The sequence below is a fragment of the Cellulomonas sp. P4_D11 genome (assembly GCF_056401915.1).
In genome coordinates, this window is record NZ_JBFUIK010000004.1 from 134,146 (window position 1) to 148,241 (window position 14,096).

Sequence of the window (14,096 nt, forward strand, 5' to 3'; positions counted from 1 at the left end):
GGGCTGCTTTCCTGCTGAGGGAGCGTGAAGTCACGCGGATCGGGCCTCACGGATCAGTACGCCCCGTCGCCGCGGACGATGACCTTGCCGGTGCGGGCGAGGATCATGAGGTCGCCGACGAGAGTCCAGTTCTCGACGTAGCTGACGTCGAGGCGGATGCCGTCTTCGGGGGCGAGTCCAGACCGCCCGGAGACCTGCCACAGTCCGGTGAGGCCGGGCTTGACCAGGAGCCGGCGGTGCGCGGCCCGGTCGTACTGCGCGACCTCCGCGTCGATCTGGGGGCGCGGGCCGACGAGGCTCATGTCGCCGAGCAGGACGTTGAACAGCTGGGGCAGCTCGTCGAGAGACGTGCGTCGCAGCACACGCCCGACGGACGTGACGCGCGGGTCGTTCTTCGGCTTGTAGAACATGCCGACGCCGTCGATGCCCTGGTCGGCGAGGACCTCGGCCAGCCGCATGTCGGCACCGATGACCATGGTCCGGAACTTGAAGATCCGGAACCGCTTACCGTCCTTGCCGATGCGCTCCTGGCGGTACAGGACCGGCCCGGGGCTGTTGACGCGCACGAGGATCGCGACGACGGCGAGCACCGGGAGGATGAACAACGTGATGACGGCGGCGAGAGCCCAGTCGAACAGCGACTTGGCGATGTACTTGCCGCCGGTGAAGCGGGCCTCGTCGACATACATCAGCGGGAGTCCGCTCACAGGCTGCATCAGGACGCGCGGACCGGCGACGTCGACCAGCGCCAACGTGAGCGCGAGGTCGATGCCCTTGCCCTCGAGGTCCCACCCGAGCCGGCGGACGGTGTCGGACGTGATCGCGTCCGAGCCGGTGACGGCGACGGCGGACGCACCGACCTCGGCTGCCAGGTCGGCGGCGTCGTCCATCGAGCCGAGGACGGGCACCCCGCCGATCAGCTCGCCGGGCACGATCTCGCCGGCAGGTACGCACACGCCGAGCACCGAGTAACCGGCACGAGGCTTCTTGTTCAGCTCGCCGATGAGGCGCGCGGCCTTGTCCCGGTGGCCGATGACGACGATCCCCGACTTGTACGCCCCGTGCTCACGCTGCGCGTGCAACCAGCGACGCCAGTAGGCGCGACCGGCGAGCAGGAGCCCGAGACCGAGCGGGGCGGCGAAGCCCAGGTAGCCGCGCCCGATCTCCATCCGCAGCAGGTAGGCCACCACGGCGACGGCGGCGAACAGTCGCCACGTCACGTCGAAGACGCGGGCGAACTCCGTCGCGCCGCTGCCCAGCACCCGACGGTCGCGTGTCCGACCGAGGGCCAGCGCGCTCAGCCATGCGGCGGCGAGTGCGGCGGAGACCGAGAGGTACGAGGGCGAGAACGAACCGGACACTGTCGCCAGGCCGGTGTGGTCGAAACGCACGAGGTAGGCGACAGCCACCGAGAGCCAGACGGCCACCGCATCCGTGACCCACAGGCGGACCGAGACCTCATGCCAGCGGGGACTTGTGACGATGCTCGGGGAGACGGCTGAGCGCGTGAGCTGCTGCGGCACAAATGCCACTGCGCGAGCACGCGTGTCTGATTCCGTCACGTATTTCCCCCGATGTCCGTTTTGCCGACGTCAGGCGCCGTGAAAGCGTGCGCCGAATGGTACATCGGCGCGTCGGGGCCAGATCTGAGTGAAAGGGCCTTAAAGGGGTCGGGCGCTCGTTAGAGGCCCATTTTTTCACCCGGAGATCCGCACGATCATGCGCATGAGACACTGTCTGACCGGGTATGGCGGAGCAGGGAGAAGGACGTCGTGGAGCTTCAGGACTATTGGGTCATTCTGCGGAAGCGATGGCTGTCGATCGCCGTATTTGCCGTATTTGGTGCCGGCCTCGCCGTCGCGTGGTCGCTGGTGACCAAGCCGCTGTACGACGCCACGACACAGCTGTACGTCTCGGTCAAGGCGGGCGATTCGTCGAGCGACCTCCTCCAGGGCGCCAACTTCACCCGCCAGCAGGTGACGTCCTACACGCAGCTCGTCACCAGCCCGCTCGTCCTGCAGCCCGTCATCGAGGACCTCGGGCTCAGCCCTCGTACCGACGCCCTGTCGTCGCGCGTCAGCGCGAGCTCCCCGCTGAACACCTCGCTCATCAACGTCACGGTCACGGACGAGAACCCCGCGATGGCCGCCGCCACGGCCGACGCGATCGCCAAGCAGTTCAAGGCGGTGATCGCCGACCTGGAGACGCCGAGTGACGGCGGCGCGTCCGCCGTGAAGATCTCGATCGTCCGCGACGCCGTCTCGCCCGAGGCCCCTTCGTCCCCGAACCTCAAGCTGAACGTCGCCCTCGGGCTGCTCGTCGGCCTGGCGCTCGGCGTGGCCGTGGCCGTCCTCCGCGCCGTGCTGGACACCCGGGTCCGGTCCGAGGCCGACGTCGCACGGGTCACCGACACCTCCGTCATCGGCACGATCCCCGACGACGCCGAGGCGCCCGAGCACCCGCTGATCGTCCAGAGCAGCCCGCACAGCCAGCGCTCCGAGGCATTCCGTCGCCTCCGCACCAACCTGCAGTTCCTCGACATCGCCGACCGTCCGCAGTCGATCGTCGTCACGTCGTCCCTGCCCGGCGAGGGCAAGTCGACCACCTCGATCAACGTCGCGATCACGCTCGCCGACGCCGGCACGCGCGTCGCTCTGATCGACGCCGACCTCCGCCGCCCGTCGATCGCCAAGTACATGGGGCTCGAGGGCAAGGTTGGTCTCACGACCGTGCTCATCGGTCGCGCGAGCGTCGAGGACGTCATCCAGCCCTGGGGGAACGGCTATCTGCACGTGCTCCCGTCCGGCCAGGTCCCGCCCAACCCGAGCGAGCTGCTCGGGTCGCTGGCCATGGCGCGCCTGCTCGAGCAGCTCACGGAGATGTACGACGTGGTCATCGTGGACACGGCCCCGTTGCTTCCCGTGACCGACGCCGCGATCCTGTCCAAGCTCACCGGCGGGGCGCTCCTGGTGGTCGGCGCGGACAAGCTGCACCGCAACCAGCTGGCCGAGTCAGTGGGTGCTCTGGAGACCGTCGGCGCCCGCGTCCTGGGCATCGTCGTCAACCGCCAGAAGCGCAAGCAGAGCGACCAGTACGCCTACTACGACTACTCCCTCACGCCTGCGACCTCGGCAGATGCCGGTCGAGGCAACCGTCGGCGTCGCGCAGCGCAGCCCCGGACGCCGAACGCTCTCGAGGGCACGCAGGGCGGACCGACGACCGCGCTGTGGCCGGGTGCCTCCCTCAGCGAGACCCAGCTGCGCGAGTTCCAGCAGCAACAGCAACAGCAAAGGCCGCGCGTCTGACGGACGCGCGCCGAACGGCCCCGGACCCTGCTCAGGGTCCGGGGCCGTTCTGTGTTCCAGGTGGTGTGTGCGGGGTCGCCGACGATTGCTGCGGCGCTGATGGCGGACACGGACCGTGCCTGCCGCGCCATCAGTGGCGTCCCGGTGCGGCCACCGCGAGCGGTTCCACCGGCCCGGGCCATCGCCCGAGCGGCTGGTCCGCGACGCGGCTTTGAGCGACGCCGGAGTACCCGCGGGCGGACGTCGCTCATGAGCGGCTCAGCGCCTTCGGGGAGGCGTGCTCGGCAATGGGGCACACGCACCACTGGGCGGCCCCGGGGAGCGCTCAAGGCGGCGGCGTGGCATCCGTGCACCTGCGGCCGTCCGAGCGTCCCAGGTACACGCCCGCGAGGAGGGCGCCGACATGCCGGCCCGGGCCATCGCCCGCCCAGCTCGAGCGCCGGTGTGCGCCGCGCGCCGCGAGGCAACGGCCACTCCCCGTCCGGACAGCGAAGAGCCCCGCCGCCCGGGAGGGCGCGGGGCTCTTCGACGATCTGGTGTGCTGCGGGTCAGGCGACCTGCGCGGCTCCGCGGCGGCGGGCCAGGACGACGCCACCGGCGCCGACGAGGACGAGCGCACCGGCACCCAGGGCGATCGGGAGCACGTTGCTTCCGGTCGAGCTGAGCTGCGCGGCGCCGGCCGCGGCCGTGCCGACCGTCACGGTCTGCGTGCTGAGGACCGCACCCGACGGGTCGGTGGCGACGATCGTGAAGGTGCCGGCGCTGGCGATCTTGACCTGGAAGGCCACGTTGCCGGAAGCGTCGGTCGTCTTGGTCAGGGTCTTCGTGCCGGCGATCTGGATGTCGCCGTCCGAGCTCGACGGGCTCGTGATCGTCAGGGTGACACCGGCGCTGGCCGGGCCCTTCAGCGAGACCGTGAAGCCCTCACCCTGCGCGGGCGTCGAGTCGGACACCGTGCCGGTGTTCGAGTAGTCGGTCGCGCCGTACGCGAGAGCGGCGGTCGGAACGAGAGCGAGTGCAACGGCAGCAGCAGCGACCAGAGCGGTTCGACGGATATTCATGGGTGTCCCCCGGGCGTTGTGACTGGAGTTGCAGAAGATGCTGGGCGCAACCATACGGCCTAGAAATTGCAGGCGGAAGCAATGATCACGTCACCCGATTGGCGTGCAGTCGGGGTCGAGCGCACGTGTACCGGACCGGGCTGTCCCTTTCCTGTGATGATCTCCAGGTCGAGCTTCCCGGTCTCGCCCGGTTTCAGCGTGAATGTCCGGGCGCCTAACGTGAGTCCGTCGTGGACCTGCGAGAACAAGCCCTGAGTCTCAGAATTCACCCGCACGCCAGAGATACCACCCTCGAATGGCGCGTAGATCATCACATTCGTCCGAATTTCTCCGAGCGGGACGATGTTGTCGAGACCCACCAGATAGGCCGGAAGGGTGGCTGCGTCGGACGGGGCGGTCGACGTGAGGGCGACCGACAGTTGCACGACCTGCGACCCGTCCGGTCGGCACTGGGTCGCTGCCGCGTCGACGTGGAGGTCGAGGTAGTACCCGAGCTTCGCCTGCGTCCCGTCGTTGAGGTAGACGCCGATCACCGGCGACTCACCGTCGACCCCGCGCAGCTCACCGCTGAGCACGGTGCCGGCCAGACGCTCCTGCTCCGTGTCGTCGGCGGACCACACCAGGAGTCGTCCTTGACGCGCTGCCTCTGCGAGGGCATCCATGACGTCACCCGGCTCCCCAGCGCCCGACACCACGGCGTCGAACACGGTGTGGGCCGCGTCGGCGAAGTAGACGTCCTGGTCGAGGGGGTCGGGCTTGTCCAGGTACACCGTGTTGAGGAGTGTCGCCACGGCGTCGTCGCCCGAGAGCGTCGAGCCGTCGGCGAGCGTTACCGGACCGGTCGCGTCGAGCATGAGCGCGAGAGCGCCGGGGTCCACGGACAGGACGCCGTCGATGTGACCGCCCACCTCTGCCTCCCAGATGCCCTTCGCCAGCGCCGCCGACCGGGGGAAGTCCGGCGTGAAGTTCACATCCCGCATGTCGGTGCCGAGCTGAGTGCCGTACACGGCAATCTCCGCGTCCGAGAGGGGCAGAGCAGGCTCGGCGAGCCCGGACAGGTCGCCGGCGGCGCGCGAGTCAACGACGACGACCGCGCCATGGTCCGCCCGCAGGTGGAGGACGGTGCCCGGCATCCCACCGGTCGCGCGCTGCTCAGCGTTGTTCTGCACCAGGACGAGGTAGTCGCGGGGTCCGTCGGCTCCGAGCATGGAGGGCACCAGCTGCGCGGCCCGTGACGCCGTCGCCGTGGTCGCGGCCACGTCGTCGAGCTGCTCGCGCAGTGTCTCGACGGGTTCACGGACCATGGCGAGGAGGTGCGAGGTGTCGACCGCCGCGAGCCGCTGCGCGACCGCCTGCACGGCCTGGTCCGCCGCCACGACCTCCGGCGCCGCCTGCGCCAACGGCGCAAGGTCGATCCGGCCGTCCACGGGAGCGAGAGCTCCCGGGTCCACGACCGAGGCGGCGTCCATCAGGGACGGCAGCGCGTCCTGCGCGAGGTCGTCCACTGCACGGGACATCGCCTGAACGGCGCGGACGTGCGGGCCGACCCACGGAACGACGCGGGCGACCGACCACGCCGGCCCGGTCGTCGCGTGCGACGCGGTGGACGCATGGCTCTGCAGCCTCGTCAAAGTGATCGCTGCCGACGCGGTGTCACCCGACGCCACGTCCGCCCCGAGAGTCTTGACGTCGTCCTTGGCAGACTCCAGCGCCGCTGCTGCACGGGCGCCGTCGACGGCCAACCAGGCGCCCAGCCCGAGCGCGGTCACGACGGCGACGCCGCACCCGACGAGGACGGCGCGAAGGACGGACGGGCGGCCCCGGGAAGGCCCGCGGCGGTGCCTGGGCGGAGGGTCGCCCGCGACGGAGTGCGTCACGACATCCACCCTCCGCCAGCGTCCGGCCATCCCGGACGGACGACTGCGGATCGGAATGGTACCGGCCGGACTTGAGCGTCACGGCGGGCGAGCTGCACGGGACAACCCGCTTGACGCGGATTTGTCGACGCTGTGGACCAGACTCGGAGCATGGGATTCGAGGAGACGCTGCGCAGGCACCTGCCGAAAACCATGCGGCACTGGCTCGGCTCACTCCGACGGGTCGTCCGACGGACGTGGCGCCGGCTGCTGCGTCCGCTGGACGGGTACCGGTTCGCGGTCGCCGTCCGCGAGCTGCGGCGCATCGCGCCGGCTCTACCCGACCGGCGGCTGGCCGAGCGGCTGATCCGCTCGTGGCACAACCCGGCCGCCGCCGAGCCCGATTACCTGCTCGCGGTGGTCGAGCACGCTCGCGCCGCGCGGCTGCCGGTGCTCGAGTGCGGCAGCGGGCTCACGACTGTCGTCCTGGCCGTCTACAGCCCGCAACCGGTGCTGTCGCTGGAGAGCGATGCGGGCTGGCATCGGCGGATCGTCGCCGACCTGCGGCGGTCGAGGCTGGACTCCTCAGGCGTCCGGCTCGCGCCGCTCGCGGATTACGACGGGTTCACCTGGTACGGCTCGCTGCCCGACGACCTCCCCGCACAGTTCGGCCTGGTCGTGTGCGATGGGCCTCCGGTGCGCGGGCGGCCCGGTGGGCGGGTCGGGCTGCTCCCCGTCCTGGGCGACCGTCTCTCCCCGAGCGCGACCGTCCTCGTCGACTCCGACATGCGTGGGGCTGAGGCGACGGCCTTGGCAGTCTGGCGCGATCAGTTCGGCGTGGAGGAGATCGAGATCCGCGGCACAGCATCGGTGCTCCGCGCACCGCCCGGCGCTACGGAGACCTCGTCACTAGGGTGAGTACGACCGTGCCACGCGGACGAGGGGGCGGTGTGCCGGGGGGTCAGCCGCAGGTCGAGCGCACCACGGAGGTGCCGGACGCACCGGTGCGCCGCGCACCGTTTCGCCCAGACATCGAGGGGCTGCGTGCGATCGCCGTCGCCCTCGTCGTCCTGTACCACGCCCGGCTCCCCGGGCTGACGGGCGGCTACGTCGGCGTCGACGTGTTCTTCGTCATCTCGGGCTTCCTCATCACCAACCACCTCGCCACCGAGCTCACCCGCACCGGACGGATCTCGTTCGGGACGTTCTACGCCAGACGTATGCGCCGGATCCTGCCGGCGTCCTTCGTGGTCTTGGCGATCACAACCGTCGCAGCCGCGCTGTGGATGCCCCCGTTGCGGATTAGCGAGGTGGTCGACGACGTCATCGCCACTGCGCTCTACGTGCCGAACATGTGGTTCGCACACGTCGGCACCGACTACCTGGCCGGCACGGCTCCGTCGCCTGTCCAGCACTACTGGTCGCTCGGCGTCGAGGAGCAGTTCTACCTGGTGTGGCCGGCGCTGCTCGTGGTCGCGACGCTCCTCGTGCGTCGGTCGCGCCGCTCGCTCGTCGTCGTGGTCGGCGTCATCATCGCCGCGTCCTTCGCACTCGACCTGCTGGTCATGACGATCTCGCCCACCTGGGCGTTCTTCTCCCTGCCCACGCGAGCCTGGGAGCTCGGTGTCGGTGGCCTGGTGGCGCTCACTCTGCCGGCACTCACTGGCCGACGACTGACGGCCTCACCCCTAGTCGTCGCCGCCGGGTTGGTCCTCGTCATCGGTTCGGCGGTGGTGTTCGACGACCGGACCCCGTTCCCGGGTGCGGCCGCGGCTGTGCCCGTGCTCGGGACGGCTCTGGCGATCGTCGGCGCCGCAGGGGGCACGGGCGGTGCTCCGGGTCGCCTGCTGCGGTCGCGACCGTTCCAGAGCCTCGGCCGATGGTCGTATTCGACGTACCTCTGGCACTGGCCTCTGCTCGTCATCGTCGAGTCGCGCCTGGTCACGCCGTTGCCGTTGTGGGCGTCGCTCTGCCTCGGTGTCGCGGCGGTCCCCCTCGCGGCGATCACCTACCGGACGGTCGAAGACCCGCTACGTCACCTGCCGTTCCTTGTCCAGCGACCCGCCGGCATCACGCTTCTCGCCGGGGCGGCCGCGTCGATGCTCGTGATCGTCCTCGCTCTTGGGCTCGGACGATGGAGCCAGACCCAGGCTCTCTCGGCCGACCAGACGGCCGAGGCGAGCGCACTCGACGGCTCGCCGGTCTTCACGTCCTTCGTGCCCAGCAACCTGAGGCCGTCGCTGCGGAGCGCCGCCACGGACCTCCCCGCCGCCTACGCCGACGGTTGCCAGGTGAGTCAGGCCGCGACCGCGCTGAGCGCATGCGTCTACGGTGACCCGGACGCGGAGCAAAGCATCGCCTTGTTCGGCGACTCCCACGCAACCCAGTGGCTGCCCGCGCTCGATCGGTTCGGCACGGAGCAGCACTACCGCATCGAGCTGTACGGCAAGTCCGCGTGTCCGTCGGCTGACGTCGTCCTGGCCACGGCCGAGGACGAGGCGTGCCGTTTGTGGCGGGACCGCGCCATCGCAACCATCGCGGCGGATCCCCCGGCGATCGTCGTGCTGAGCAACTCGGGCCGGCAGACCTGGCCCGAGCCAGCAACGGCGGAGGCCAAGTGGCGCGAGGGCCTCTCGGCGACGCTCGATCGGCTCCCCTCGACGAGCGAGATCGCCGTCATCGGGACGACGCCGTCGTTCGACGATGCTCCCGCGACCTGCCTCTCTGCACACCTGTCGGACGCGAACACCTGCGCCCGACCGCGCACGGACGTCCTCTCGCCCGCCCGCCTGCGCGACGAGGCGGCCGTCGCGACCGAGCACGGTGCTCGCTACTTTCCTGCGGCCGACCATCTCTGCAGCGCGAGCTCCTGCGGCGCGATCGTCGGCGACATGCTGCTGTACCGCGACGACCACCACCTGACGGCTGTCGCGGCGGCTGCTCTGTCAGGGCAGCTGACCCGGTTCCTGCTCGACGACTGAGCCCCGCCGGCGACGCAGCAACCGGGCACTTCCCCAAGCCTCGAGCAGGTCGTGACGGAACCGCCCCCAGACAGCCGCAAAGATCGCGATGGCCGCTGCGAAGGCGGTGACGCCGAGACCGAGCGACGCCCAGGTGCCGTGGACGCCCGTCGCGATCAGCGCGAGCCAGCTCAGCAGCCCGCACATCCCATAGGCGAGGATCAGACGCCCGCCACCGACGAACACGTCGCGCATGGGCGCTGACGTGTGGCGAGACGCCCACCAGCAGCCCGCGGGCCAGATGAGGGCGACGGCTACTGCGTATCCCGCGGCGACACCCGCCACGCCGGACGCCGATCCGAGCACCACAGCGGCGATCATCGCCGGACGCGAGACGAGCGCGAACCTGAACTGCGCCTTCGTCGCCCCCGTGGAGAGGAACACCCAGCCGGTCGCGAAGGCAGCCGCCTCGAACACGCCACCGAGCGCGAGGATCCGCAGGATGGGCGCGGCCTCGACCCAGTCGTCGCCCAGCACGATGACGATGATCGAGCGACCGAGCACGGCAGCGAGGACGAAGGCGGGCAGGACAAGATGGAGCAGGATCGACTGACCCCGGAGCAGGAATCGGCGGTAGCGCTCGCGATCCGTGTCGAGCCGCGACAGCACAGGGAGTGCCACCTTGCTCGCGGGATACGAGATCTGCGTCAACGGGAGCGCCATCAGCTGGAAGGCACGGTTGTAGAGGCCTGTCGCGGTCGAACCGAACCGGTACCCGACCGTGACGGTATCGGCGTTCCTGCTGGCGTAGACGAGCACGTTGGTCGCCAGCAAGTGAGCGCCGTAGCTGATCAGACTGCGCATCGGCGTCTGCCGGCGCGGTCGACCGGGAATCCACCGGGCGGCGATCACGCATCCGGCGCACATGACCAAGCCACGGGACAGCTCCTGCCCGGCGAGAGCCCAGAACCCCCACCCGGTCGCCGCCATGGTGATGCCGACGCTCACACCGACGACGGCGGCGAGCAGCTCGACCGACACGGACGCGACGAACCGCAGGTCCCGGGCCAGGCTGGCGCGGAACTGGGCCGTGATCCCGCTCAGCACCAGCGTCAGCGCGAGGACGCGGGTCAAGTCGATGAGGGCCGGTTCGCCGTAGAAGTCGGCGATCACTCCGCTCGCCGCCGCCAGCCCTGCGGCAAGCACGACGCCCAGCAGCGTGTTGATCCAGAACAGGTTGTCCCGCTGCGCCTTGGACAGGGTCGGTGCCTGCACGGCCGCGCTCGACAGCCCCAGGTCGCGGACGAGCTCGCCCAGGCCGACGAGCGCGGCGACCATCGCGACCAGGCCGTAGTCGGCGGGGGTCAGCAACCGGGCCACGACGACGACGCCGACGTACTGCACCGCGGTCCGGGCGACCTGGCCCACGAGCGTCACCGCCGCGCCTCTCGCGGCCGACACCCCGAGGCCCGCGGGTCGCGCCGGAGCGCTCACGGGCGGCCCACCAGCAGAGCGTCGCAGTTGCGGACAGCGTCGCGGGCTTCGACCGACGCGGCGCGCAGCTCGGGTCCGCGATCGAGCACGCCGAGCACGAAGTCGGACAGCCGGTCGGCGTCCCATCCCGTGACGTCCGCGCTCACCGCGTGGATGCCCGCCGCGGCCAGGCTTCGCCGCACCTTGGTGTCGGCGTGCTCCATCGCCCCGACGGGGAGGGCACCCTGCGTGCAGGCCATGACGAGGGCGTGCAGCCGGTCGCTGACCACTGCGGCGGAGCGGGCGAAGAGCCCCCGCACCTTCGCCTCGTGCGCGGCGTGCTGGACATCAGGTGGCCACGGCTCCCACGTGCCGCCGAGTCGGGCCGCGAGCGCCTCGTTGACGTCGCCGTCGCGGCGGACCTGCGCGAACGTGACCGGCTCGAGTCCGAGCTCCTCGCACGCCTGCCGGATCCCCTTCACCCACTCGTCGCCGGGCGCGGGCCGGTCTCCGCGCACCGAGACCGAGAGGGTAGTCCGCTCGACGTCAGGGGTCGTGGTGCCGGTCGGGCCGTCGTCGTCGAACGCCCAGTCGGGACGCACCTGCCCTCTCCGGTAGACCGACGCCGACCACTCGTCGCGCCAGACATTGACCGACGACAGACGCACGCACAGGTCGATCGGCAGACGCCCGGGGAACGTCGCGTCGCGGGCCCCGATCCCCACCCGCGCCACGCGGCTCCCGCGGACACGGGCGAGCGCGGCCATCGGCACGAGCGCCGCGTGACCGATCGCCGAGGCGCGGTCCGACGAGATCTCGCCAGGGTTGAAGACGACCGTCGCGCGCGCCCGCGCGGCGGCGACGCACCCGGCCCGCCACCATGCGCGCCCTGACGTGTACCGGACGCTGTCGTGCGCCAGCTCCAGACCGTCGACGTAGCCCCTGCTCTGGTGGCCCAGGTACACATGGCACTGCGACTGCGCCTGCAGCACTCGCAGGAGCCGCCGTCGCAGCACGACGTCGCCGATGTTGTCGTCCTGACCCGCGAGCCAGACGAAGGTCTGGGGCCTCACCTCGTCGCACTCCGTCCCGCGCCGCGCGCGAGGCGTCCGAAGGCTGCGCGCACGTGCGACGGGTCGGCCAGCAGCACCATGTGCACGACGCTGACCGTACGCTCGCGCATCGAGCCGGCCCCCTCGAAGCGCATGCGGTGGATGCGGAACCGGAAGCGGCGCCGCGTCAGCGCACCCATCCGCCCGCGGTGCTTGCGGTAGAAGGTCGACATGCCCTCGGCCCGGCGCAGCGACCAGTCGGTGAGCTGGCCGCTGTCGTGCCGGCGCACCCCGACGAGGGGCCGGTGCAGGACGCGGAACGAGTACCCGGCGGAAAGGAACCGCACCGCGAAGTCCGCGTCGTTCTGCACGGGGAGCTCCTCGTCGAATCCCTGCATCTGCTCGAACACGGACCGCCGGAGCACCAGGTTGCTCCCGGTCAGATCGGTCCAGGTCTCGAATGTGAGACGGACGTCAAGGTCCGGTCGCACGGGGTGGGGGACGTCCGGTGCCCCCTCACGGAACTCGCGGATGTCGCAGAGCACCGCGTCGCAGCCCGGCTCCAGGGCGAACAGCGCGCAGACCTCCTCGACATAGGACGGCGCGAGCACGTCGTCGTCATCAAGGAAGAGAAGATGCGAGCCGCGGGCCGTCGCGGCACCACGGTTGCGCGAGCTCGATGCACCCGTGCTCGCTGCCGGCCCGAGGAGGCGCAAAGGCACGAGGGTGCGCGCGGCCACCTCGGCGACGACCGCCTCCGTGTCGGCGTCGTGGACGTCGGTGACCACCACGATCTCGTCGACGGCCCGTGTCTGCGCGAGCAGCGAACCGAGCGCCTCGGCGAGGAACGACGCCCGACCGTGGGTCGGGATCACGCACGACACCGTCGGGGTCACCGGACCACCCGGGCGGGCACGCCGACGGCGGAGGCGCCGTCGGGGACGTCGATGAGTACGACGGCATTCGCTCCGACCCGTACGTCGTCGCCCAGTCGGACGGGTCCGAGGACGCGCGAACCCGCCCCGAGGTACACGCGGTCACCCAGCACCGGGTCGCCCTCAGGCCCGGTCCGACGCCGCGCCGAACCCAAGGTCACTCCCTGCTGGACCCGGCAGTCTCGCCCGACCCGGACGCCCTGACCGATCGCGACGCCGGTCGGGTGCCACAGCACGAGGCCGGGCCCGATCTGCGCCGACCACGCGACATCGGCTCCGGTGAGCACGTGGTTCAGCTGCTTGACGAGCGATCCGAGAGGCGCGAAGGCAGCACCGGCAGCGGCGGAGAGCCGGAAGAGGAAGGTCGCGGCGTACCGGACGGTCAGCACGGTCGCGAGCACGGAGGCACGACCGGGGCGACGGGAGTCGTCGCTCGTCCGGTTCGCGTCGAGGTCCATCAGCAGCCCGTTCACCGCGCGACCTCGGCGGTGCGAGGCAGTGCCTGCGCGCGCCGCAATGCTTCGGCGAGCGCCGCCGCTCCAGCCCTCCACGTGTACCTCTCGGCCGCGACCGCTCCGGCATCCGACAGTCGTGCCCGCCGCTTCGGGTCGTCGACGATGGCACGTACCGCGGCAGCGATCGCGTGCGGGTCCCCCGGTTCCACGAGCACCCCGTGGCCGAGATCCGCGACCAGCTCAGCCTGCCCCGGGACGTTCGTCGCGACGACCGGCACCGCCGCGCTCGCCGCCTCGATCACCTTGAATGGCGCCGTCCCCGCGGCGCTCGCGCCGACGTCGGCCCGCACGGCGAACGCGACCAGCGCGCCGCCGAGCACGTGCGCCATCGCGTCCCGGCCGAGCCGCCCGTGCCAGACGACGCGCTCGTCGCACCGAGCAGCGACGAGCGCTCCCTCCGTCCCGTCCCCGACGATCTCGAGCCGGAGCGCACCGGGCCATGCCGGATCGCGCGCGGCGTCCAGCAGATCGACGACGCCCTGCCACGCCGCCAGATTCCCGACGAACACCGCATAGGGCGGCACCTCGGGCGCTCTGCGAGCGCTCCGGAACAGCTCCAGGTCGGCGCCGTTCGCCAGCCGAGTGATGTCCTCCATGGACCGTCCGGTCTCGCGGTGGAGCCAGCGGGCGATGCCGTCGCTCGGCGCGACCAGCGCGTCCGCGACCTGGAGTGGCCGGAGGGCGCACCAACGCAGCACCCGCGAGCGACCGACCCAGGGGTGGACCGCCTCGACCTCGGCCAGCACCCCCTGGACGAGCAGCACGCACCGGCCACCCCGCAGCCGGTTGACGACAACGGCAGGTAGCAGGAGCGGATGCCATCGGGCGACGAGGACACCGCGGCGAGGCTGCCTGATCGACCTGGCGAGAAGCCCGACGAGCCTCGCCGTTCGCGAGCGGGTCCCCGAGCGTGCCGCAACCACCCGGGCCGGCACGATC

At 71.1% G+C, this 14,096-nt stretch carries 11 protein-coding genes; 3 read left to right on the forward strand and 8 right to left on the reverse strand.

Translation table 11 applies throughout. The annotated features are described in order from the left end of the window. Positions 1 to 53: 53 nt before the first annotated feature. The gene (locus tag AC1DT4_RS04190; RefSeq protein WP_477088508.1) at positions 54 to 1,427 is read right to left on the reverse strand and encodes a sugar transferase; all 1,374 of its coding nucleotides are present in this window, start codon (positions 1,425 to 1,427) and stop codon (positions 54 to 56) included. A 345-nt stretch (positions 1,428 to 1,772) separates the two neighbouring features. On the opposite strand from AC1DT4_RS04190, the gene AC1DT4_RS04195 reads away from it, so the two are divergent. Further along, positions 1,773 to 3,305, forward strand: coding sequence for a tyrosine-protein kinase domain-containing protein (locus AC1DT4_RS04195; RefSeq protein WP_477088509.1), 1,533 nt, complete (start codon positions 1,773 to 1,775; stop codon positions 3,303 to 3,305). Positions 3,306 to 3,853: 548 nt separating this feature from the next. Here AC1DT4_RS04195 and AC1DT4_RS04200 read toward each other — a convergent pair. Together AC1DT4_RS04200 and AC1DT4_RS04205 are read right to left on the reverse strand one after the other, a co-directional pair. Further along, positions 3,854 to 4,366, reverse strand: a complete 513-nt coding sequence (locus tag AC1DT4_RS04200) for a peptidase (protein WP_477088510.1) — start codon at positions 4,364 to 4,366, stop codon at positions 3,854 to 3,856. Positions 4,367 to 4,425: 59 nt separating this feature from the next. Further along, the gene (locus AC1DT4_RS04205; protein ID WP_477088511.1) at positions 4,426 to 6,243 is read right to left on the reverse strand and encodes a DUF4012 domain-containing protein; all 1,818 of its coding nucleotides are present in this window, start codon (positions 6,241 to 6,243) and stop codon (positions 4,426 to 4,428) included. Positions 6,244 to 6,393: 150 nt separating this feature from the next. Here AC1DT4_RS04205 and AC1DT4_RS04210 point away from each other — a divergent pair, with 150 nt between their 5' ends. Together AC1DT4_RS04210 and AC1DT4_RS04215 are read left to right on the forward strand one after the other, a co-directional pair. After that, the gene (locus AC1DT4_RS04210) at positions 6,394 to 7,140 is read left to right on the forward strand and encodes a hypothetical protein (protein WP_477088512.1); all 747 of its coding nucleotides are present in this window, start codon (positions 6,394 to 6,396) and stop codon (positions 7,138 to 7,140) included. Positions 7,141 to 7,172: 32 nt separating this feature from the next. Continuing rightward, on the forward strand, positions 7,173 to 9,203 hold the full coding sequence (locus AC1DT4_RS04215; RefSeq protein ID WP_477088513.1) for an acyltransferase family protein: 2,031 nt from the start codon (positions 7,173 to 7,175) through the stop codon (positions 9,201 to 9,203). Here the strand turns inward: AC1DT4_RS04215 and AC1DT4_RS04220 are convergent. The 5 genes from AC1DT4_RS04220 to AC1DT4_RS04240 are packed head-to-tail and all read right to left on the reverse strand — an operon-like array spanning position 9,168 to position 13,921. Then, positions 9,168 to 10,676 carry a lipopolysaccharide biosynthesis protein gene (locus tag AC1DT4_RS04220; RefSeq protein ID WP_477088514.1) on the reverse strand — a complete coding sequence of 503 codons (1,509 nt, stop codon included), beginning with the start codon at positions 10,674 to 10,676 and terminating at the stop codon, positions 9,168 to 9,170. The genes AC1DT4_RS04215 and AC1DT4_RS04220 overlap by 36 nt on opposite strands. After that, on the reverse strand, positions 10,673 to 11,728 hold the full coding sequence (locus tag AC1DT4_RS04225; RefSeq protein WP_477088515.1) for a hypothetical protein: 1,056 nt from the start codon (positions 11,726 to 11,728) through the stop codon (positions 10,673 to 10,675). The genes AC1DT4_RS04220 and AC1DT4_RS04225 overlap by 4 nt, the downstream gene beginning before the upstream one ends. Further along, on the reverse strand, positions 11,725 to 12,603 hold the full coding sequence (locus AC1DT4_RS04230) for a glycosyltransferase family 2 protein (RefSeq protein ID WP_477088516.1): 879 nt from the start codon (positions 12,601 to 12,603) through the stop codon (positions 11,725 to 11,727). The genes AC1DT4_RS04225 and AC1DT4_RS04230 overlap by 4 nt, the downstream gene beginning before the upstream one ends. Next, positions 12,600 to 13,115, reverse strand: coding sequence for a serine O-acetyltransferase (locus AC1DT4_RS04235; RefSeq protein WP_477088517.1), 516 nt, complete (start codon positions 13,113 to 13,115; stop codon positions 12,600 to 12,602). Before AC1DT4_RS04235 ends, AC1DT4_RS04230 begins: the two co-directional genes overlap by 4 nt. After that, the gene (locus AC1DT4_RS04240; RefSeq protein WP_477088518.1) at positions 13,112 to 13,921 is read right to left on the reverse strand and encodes a glycosyltransferase; all 810 of its coding nucleotides are present in this window, start codon (positions 13,919 to 13,921) and stop codon (positions 13,112 to 13,114) included. The genes AC1DT4_RS04235 and AC1DT4_RS04240 overlap by 4 nt, the downstream gene beginning before the upstream one ends. Positions 13,922 to 14,096 lie beyond the last annotated feature (175 nt).